The sequence below is a fragment of the Delftia sp. ASV31 genome, from assembly GCF_016428765.1.
In the GTDB taxonomy this organism is placed as follows: domain Bacteria; phylum Pseudomonadota; class Gammaproteobacteria; order Burkholderiales; family Burkholderiaceae_C; genus Comamonas; species Comamonas acidovorans.
This window is the reverse complement of the sequence record NZ_JAELTK010000058.1, coordinates 33,260-39,919: the sequence shown is the minus strand read 5'-3', so window position 1 is coordinate 39,919 and position 6,660 is coordinate 33,260. Positions and strand designations below refer to the sequence as shown.

At 67.9% G+C, this 6,660-nt stretch carries 6 protein-coding genes; 3 read left to right on the top strand and 3 right to left on the bottom strand.

The genetic code is table 11. The features are described 5' to 3' along the window. Nucleotides 1-136: 136 nt before the first annotated feature. The gene (locus tag JHD82_RS19665) at nucleotides 137-496 is read left to right on the top strand and encodes a hypothetical protein (RefSeq protein ID WP_233174812.1); all 360 of its coding nucleotides are present in this window, start codon (nucleotides 137-139) and stop codon (nucleotides 494-496) included. A 114-nt stretch (nucleotides 497-610) separates the two neighbouring features. On the opposite strand, the gene JHD82_RS19660 is transcribed toward JHD82_RS19665, so the two are convergent. From JHD82_RS19660 to JHD82_RS19650, 3 genes are all read right to left on the bottom strand, one after another. Continuing rightward, a complete protein-coding gene (locus JHD82_RS19660; protein WP_199138263.1) occupies nucleotides 611-2,809 on the bottom strand; it encodes an AAA family ATPase in 2,199 nt (732 codons plus the stop codon). Then, a complete protein-coding gene (locus JHD82_RS19655) occupies nucleotides 2,806-4,023 on the bottom strand; it encodes a hypothetical protein (protein WP_278543670.1) in 1,218 nt (405 codons plus the stop codon). The genes JHD82_RS19660 and JHD82_RS19655 overlap by 4 nt, the downstream gene beginning before the upstream one ends. A gap of 180 nt (nucleotides 4,024-4,203) precedes the next feature. Next, complete coding sequence (locus JHD82_RS19650) at nucleotides 4,204-5,025, bottom strand: hypothetical protein (protein WP_071955937.1); 822 nt, start codon at nucleotides 5,023-5,025, stop codon at nucleotides 4,204-4,206. A gap of 223 nt (nucleotides 5,026-5,248) precedes the next feature. Here JHD82_RS19650 and JHD82_RS19645 point away from each other — a divergent pair, with 223 nt between their 5' ends. Together JHD82_RS19645 and alkB are read left to right on the top strand one after the other, a co-directional pair. Then, entirely contained in the window at nucleotides 5,249-5,980 is a 732-nt protein-coding gene (locus JHD82_RS19645; protein WP_199138261.1) for a 2OG-Fe(II) oxygenase, read from the top strand. A gap of 12 nt (nucleotides 5,981-5,992) precedes the next feature. Further along, nucleotides 5,993-6,643 (top strand): DNA oxidative demethylase AlkB, encoded by a 651-nt coding sequence (gene alkB / locus JHD82_RS19640; protein WP_199138259.1) that lies wholly within the window; start codon nucleotides 5,993-5,995, stop codon nucleotides 6,641-6,643. Nucleotides 6,644-6,660 lie beyond the last annotated feature (17 nt).

Sequence of the window (6,660 nt, the reverse complement as noted above, 5' to 3'; positions counted from 1 at the left end):
CCCCCCCCCCCCCCCCCCCCCCCCCCCCCCCCCCCCCCCCCCCCCCCCCCCCCCCCCCCCCCCCCCCCCCCCCCCCCCCCCCCCCCCCCCCCCCCCCCCCCGCTTTTAGATGTGTATAAGAGACAGGTCGAATGTCGTGGCACAGGCCCGCGTCATAATTCCGGCCTTCAAGGTGAAGTATTTCCAGCCGCATCATCTCGGAACCCGGGCAACCAAGGTGGATGGAAATTCCGTTGGTTTCAGCCTTGAATACGGACTGCATTTTCCCTATCTCGAAACCGAAGTACCGCGCCTGACGGACTATCTGAAGTCTGCGAACGCGGTTGCCTACAACCCCGTGAACTATTTCGATGCATGGTCTCTGTCCAAGGACGGCTTCAAGTCACAGGACAACGCCGACGTGAAGGCCGTGTATGGACTGCCTGCCACCGGTCCCGGCCCTGGCAAGCAAGGTCCGAACCCCCGGGCTGGCCAGTTGGAGTGCACCGGTGCGTAAGAATTCTTGCCTCTGCTTTATTTGATACGATGTATATTATGTTAAATCACAAACGCAGATAACAGCCTGAAAACCAAGGCAAGGCACTCCTCCAGTGCCTTGCCTGCTTCGTTTTCAGCTGTTCAAGACGGTTTCCAGGCCTTCAAGCTCCTGCTTCAGCAAAAGCGCGGTTTCCTGTGGCTCGAACTGGCGCTGCAGCAGCGGGATGGTGAAGACGTAGCTTGCATCGTGCACGCCGTGGGTTTCATCGCGGCGCAGGACGTAGGCCAGTTGCAGGCGCGCCAGGGACCGGCGCAGGGCCTGGGCCTGGCCGGTGGCGCCGTGGGACTGGACCAGGGCGTCGAGTGCGGTCAGGCTGGTCTGTCCTTGCTGGGCCGTGTGATAGACGGCGATGCGGTCCAGGCGGCAGGCCTGTTCGTCGGTGCTCAAGCGGCCCCATCCCACCAGCGCGTCCTGCACAGGCTGGGATGCCATGGCCTGGCGCAGGTGGCGTTCTTCGATGACGCGTTCGTCGGGTCCCAGGGCTTCCAGGCATTCCTGGCAGAGGATGGCGACCAGGTTGGCGCGCCTGCCGCTGGCCTCTATCAGCCGCTCGGCCAGAGCGTCGTTGGCAAAGCCCAGGCGCAGCCTGCGCAGCGGTTCGGTGGCCAGGGCGTGGCATGCCGCTGGCTCCAATCCCCCAATGGCCAGGATTTCGCCGAAGTTGCGCAGCGGCGACTGGTAGTCGAGCAGCGCTGCCGCGTACAGATCCCAGAATCCCGCCAGCATGAACCAGCAACGGCCCTCCTCGCTCAGCGCACGCAAGGCGCTGAGCTGGGGGTAGCCATTGCGGGCTTCGTCGCGGAAGAACAGGTCGGCCTCGTCGATCAGCAGGTACAGCCGCCTGCCCTGCGACTGCTTTTGCAGGTGTTCGATGATGGCCTCCAGCGGTGTTTCCACGGGAAGCCCGAACTGCGTGGCCAGGCGCGGCGTGAGGCGGTGGTCGCGCAGCGAGATGTAGTGGCAGGCGATGGCCGGATGCTCCTGCAGCCGCCGCTGCACGGCCTTGAGCAGGCTGCTTTTGCCGAGCTGGCGTCCTCCCACGACCAGGTAGTTGGCCGGCTCGCGGTTGAGCACACGGGCCAGCAGGCGCTCGCGGCCAAAGAAAACGTCCTCGCGCGTCACGCCGCCGCGCGTCTGGTAGGGCGATATGCGCGTGACCTGCAACTGCGTGGCCAGCAGCCGCAGCAGCACCTGGTCTGGAGCGCCGCCCAGCAGCCATTCGGTCTGCCCCGGGCTGTCCAGCAGCACGTGCAGGTTGGCGCGGTCCTGGGCATGGCGCTGCAGCAGCGGCATGGGCGACTGGGGATGGTGCGGGCTCACGATGAGCACCACATCGCCGCCGGTTTGCAGCAGGCGCAGCTGGCGCACGAGCTCGCCCTCTTCCAGCTCCGCTGGGGGCGCATAGACCAGGCAGCGACCCAGGGCGATGGGCAGCTCGGGCGGCAGCGTCCACTCGAACATGTCTCCGGGCACGGGCCACTCGCCTTGCGCCGTTTTGCAGACGGCGGACAGGCGTTCGGCCAGGGCCCGCACGCGGGCGCCTGGGCTTGCGCCGGCAAGGCGCAGGGCCCGCTGCCAGTCCGGCGGGCGTATGCCTGCAGCGCGCAGGACGGCGGAACGGCGGCCGGTCAGCCGCAGCAGCCGGTCCAGCTGGGGCAGATGCTGGTAGGGCTTGCGGCGCAGGCGCTCGGGCTTGAGCTGTGCCGGGCCTATCAGCGGATGGCGCACCAGCCACAGCAGGGCCAGGCAGCCAAAGACCAGTGCGCTGGTCCAGATGACGCTGCGCAGCCATCCAAAGGGTTCATGCTCGGGCTGGCCCGGCGAGGGGCTGCAGTTCAGCGGCAGGTAGCGCGGCGGAGTCGGAGGCAGGCCGCCCTGGCAGCTCCAGTCCCAGCGTTGCCTGTCCAGTTGCAGCAGGACCTGGGTTCCGGCGAGCACGCCCATCTGGCTGTCGCGCACCACGTCCGCCTGCAGCACGAATGGACTGGGCGAGCTCATGCGCACGCGTGGTTCGGCAATGTCCGGCGCCACGCTGGCCAGGTCCTGCGGCCAGCTTTCATGCTGGCGCACATAGTCCATCAGGGCCAGGCGCCACAGGATGATCTCGTTCCACACCCGGCCCGAGCTTTCCGCGCCCTGCAGGCTGCTGCGGGTGAGGGGGTTGTAGCGGGGCAGCAGGATGGCCGTGCCGATGAACAGCGTGACCAAGGCGAGCAGCGCGGCGCGCCACCAGGATCTGGGCAGTTGCACAAGCCGGCCCAGGCCGCTCATGCCTGCAGCACCGCCACGGCGGCTTCGCGGGCAATGTCGCAGCGCCAGTGCAGATGGGCGCCCTCGCCTGCTCCGCGCACCTGCAGCAGATTGCCCCAGAACAGGCGCCGCAGCACGGCATCCTGCAGATAGGGGCGTGCACGGCCCAGCGATGCCGCATCCACCAGCCCGCGCAGTTGCTCGCGCGTGGCAGGTTCCTGCGCCAGGGGCAGCAAGGTCTGCCACAGGCGCGCGCTGGCCACCAGATGGGCGCGCAGCAGGGGCGAGTGCACGGAAGCGACGCCCACGCCCTGCTCCACCAGCCATTGCAGCGCTTCCTCGAAAAGCGCGGGATGCCCGCCCGTCAGCGCCTGCAATGCCTCGATGACCTCGGCCGGCCAGGCCGTGCCGGGCCAGCGCTGGCGCGCCATCAGGACCAGGTCTTCCAGCGTGGGATCGGGCCAGTGGGCCACCTGGCCGATGTTGAGCAGCGACAGATCACCGCTGCGGTACTTGAGGTCGGCCAGGGCCTCGCTGCCGCACAGCAGCAGGTGCAGGCGGCCGCTGTGCATTTCGCTGAGGCTGCGCAGGATGCCGGCCAGTGTCTCGCGCAGCTGCGCCGTGCCCTGCTCGAAGCGGCTGACCAGGCAAAACAGCCGGCCGCCGGCCAGCAGGCGCTTTTCCAGCAGGGCCTCGAATTCGTAGTCCGATCCTACTTCGCCCAGCCCGCATTGCCGGCCCAGGGCCGCAAAGTAGTCGGCCGCAGCCGTGCTCACGCTGTAGGGCGGCTGGATGTGCAACACCGCCTCGGCGCCATATTGGGCGCGGGCGCGCAGCAGCAGTTCCTGGCGAAACGGGGGCTGCCCCCAGTGCGCGGGCGACAGCAGCATGGTGATGGCATAGGGCCTGGCCTGGGCCAACTGGGCGAAAAGCCGGTCCATGAAGCCTGCAAAAGGCTGGGCGCCGGCGGCGGCGGCCTGCAGCGGAAACTCCGTGGCAAAGCCAGCGGCGGAGAACAGGCGATTGGTCTCCGCCTCCGTCAGGCGCAGGTACTGGGCGCAGGCGGCCAGCCGGTCGCGCGAGCGCGGATTGGGCAGGGAAACCCCATTCCTCCAGTTGTTGACGGCTTCCCGGCTCAGCCCGATCTCGGTGGCCACGCCCGAGGCGCTGGCGCGGATGCGGCGCATGTACAGCCCCAGCAAATGGCCGAAATCCTCGTGAACGCCTGGTGCCACGGCAGCCCCCTGTTCAATGGCGGTGGGCTGCATCAGCGACGGCTCCGCTCAGGAAAACAGCGCCTGCTGGCGCAGATCCATCCTGCCGGGGCCATGGTCCGTATCCTCATCCTGTTCACCCTCTCCTGGGATTCAGCGGGTCTTGTGCAATTTGTTTCATTTTGCCGAGCGCGGATTGTCTCAGGATGCGGCATCCCCGCCACCCTGCCCCGCAAACTCCCGTCGCGCGCCGGCCATGCGGTACAGAGGCAGCACCACCGCCAGCACCAATCCCAAAGCCAGCCAGAGCCACAGTCCCTTGCCTCTGAAGGCCAGGGCCGCAATGACGGTGAAGGCCACGGCCTCGCACAGCCCGCGAAAGCCGGCCCGCAGCATGAACAGCCCCACGATGCCCTGCACGGGCGACACGCCGCTCTTGCGCAGGCTGGCCATGGTGTCCAGCAGGGCCTGCACAGATTCCTGGGCCTGGCGGTCACGCTCCTGGTCCCGCTCGCGCAGCCGGGTGATGGTCATGGGCTGGGCCGGATTGGTGAGAGCGGTGCCGTCGGCGCCCTCTTCCTGGCCGGGCTGCGGATAGACCTCGCCATCCGTGTCGACCAGCACCTGGCGCTCCGGGTAACGGGACAGCCAGGCGTGGTGGCTGACCCATTGGCCGGCATCGAAGTGGTAGCGCTCGCTCTCGCCCACCTGGTCGTAGAAGACATGCAGCACCGCCGCCTGCAGCCCGTGCTGGAACAGCGTCTCCAGCAATCGCCAGGGCATGCCGGCCGTGGTGCGGGTGTCAAAGCCCAGCTCCAGGTGCTGGGGATGGCCCAGGGCGCTGGCATTGGCCCAGTCGTCATCCCACAGCGCGGACCGATCCAGGGCGGGGTCCAGCTCATGGATCCAGCGCTCGGCCTGCTCCCAGGACTGCCGGGCCAGGTACTGGCAGATCAGCTGCACGCGGCGCAGCTGCAGGGGCGTATCGAAGAAAAGATAGAGGTGATGGACGTTGCTGGACATGGCGGGCCTGAGGCGTTTGCAGGAATGCCGCGATTGTTCAATTGCAGCCGCCAGCCGGCCCTCCCAGGCCTGTCCAGCACGCGGCTGGCAAGCGCTCCCACCGGTTGACATTCTGTCCACTGCAAGAAGCGGGATGCAGGCGCTGCGGCGGCGCCCTAGACTGCGGCAATTGCCCACAGCGCCCATATTGCCAACCGCGCCTATACCGCCAACTCCGCCCGCCATGCACAACCTCGGTCTTTTCGACAACGAAGCTTGCGAATCCGCCCCGCCCTGCCACTGGACGCAGATGGAGCACCAGCTCGATGAGCAAGGCTGCGCGCGCCTGCCCGGCCTGCTGGATGCGCAGCAGTGCCGCGACCTGGCCGCTCTTTACGCAAGGGAGGACAGCTTTCGCTCCCGCATCGTCATGGCACGCCACGGTTTCGGGCGCGGCGAGTACCAATATTTCGACTACCCCTTGCCACCGCTGCTGCAGCGCCTGCGCGAGCAGCTGTATCTGCGCCTGGCGCCGGTGGCCAATCTCTGGAACCAGCGCATGGGGCTGGAGGTGCGCTATCCGGACCGGCTGCAGGACTTCCTGGCGCGCTGCCACGCGCAGGGCCAGTTGCGGCCCACGCCGCTCATCCTTCAATACGGTGCGGGCGACTACAACTGCCTGCACCAGGATGTCTATGGAGAGCATGTGTTTCCGCTGCAGGTGGTGCTGCTGCTGTCGCGGCCCGGGCGGGACTTCACGGGTGGCGAGTTCGTCATCACCCAGGCAGATGGCGACTGGCAGCGGGCCGATGTGATGGCACTGGACCAGGGCGATGCGCTGGTCCTGGCCGTGCGCCACCGGCCCGTGCCCGGGCGGCGCACCGGCTACCGCCGCGTGGCCATGCGCCATGGGGTCAGCCGCATCCACAGCGGCCATCGCCATACCGTGGGGCTGATCTTTCATGACGCACTTTGATGGATGGCCGGCATGAGCACGCTGGATCTTTTCGCCGATGAACATCCCGCCGGGGCCGAATCCATAGGCCCCCAATCCGTGGTGCTGCGCGGCCATGCCCTGCCCCATGCCGTGCAGTTGCTGGAGGCGGTCGAAGGCATTGCGGCGCGGGCGCCGCTGCGCCATCTGGTCACGCCGGGCGGCTTCACCATGTCGGTGGCCATGACCAACTGCGGCGCGCTGGGCTGGACCAGCGACAGGCGCGGCTACCGCTACAGCGCCATCGACCCACTCAGCGGCCAGCCCTGGCCGGCCATGCCGGCCGTGTTTGTCCGGCTGGCGGGCGAGGCGGCCGCTGCGGCGGGGTTCGAAGGCTTTGTGCCCGATGCCTGCCTCATCAACCAGTACCTGCCGGGCACCCGGCTTTCCCTGCACCAGGACCGCGACGAACGCGACCTGGGCGCGCCCATTGTCTCGGTGTCCCTGGGCATGCCGGCCACTTTTCTGTTTGGAGGACTGGCGCGGGCGGACAGGACGGCCAGGGTGCCGCTGCAGCATGGCGACGTGGTGGTCTGGGGCGGCGTGGATCGGCTGCGCCACCACGGCGTGTTGCCGCTCAAGGACCAGCCTCACCCGCTGCTGGGCGGGCGGCGCATCAATCTCACTTTTCGCAAGGCGGGCTGAATGGTTGGACGGTCTGA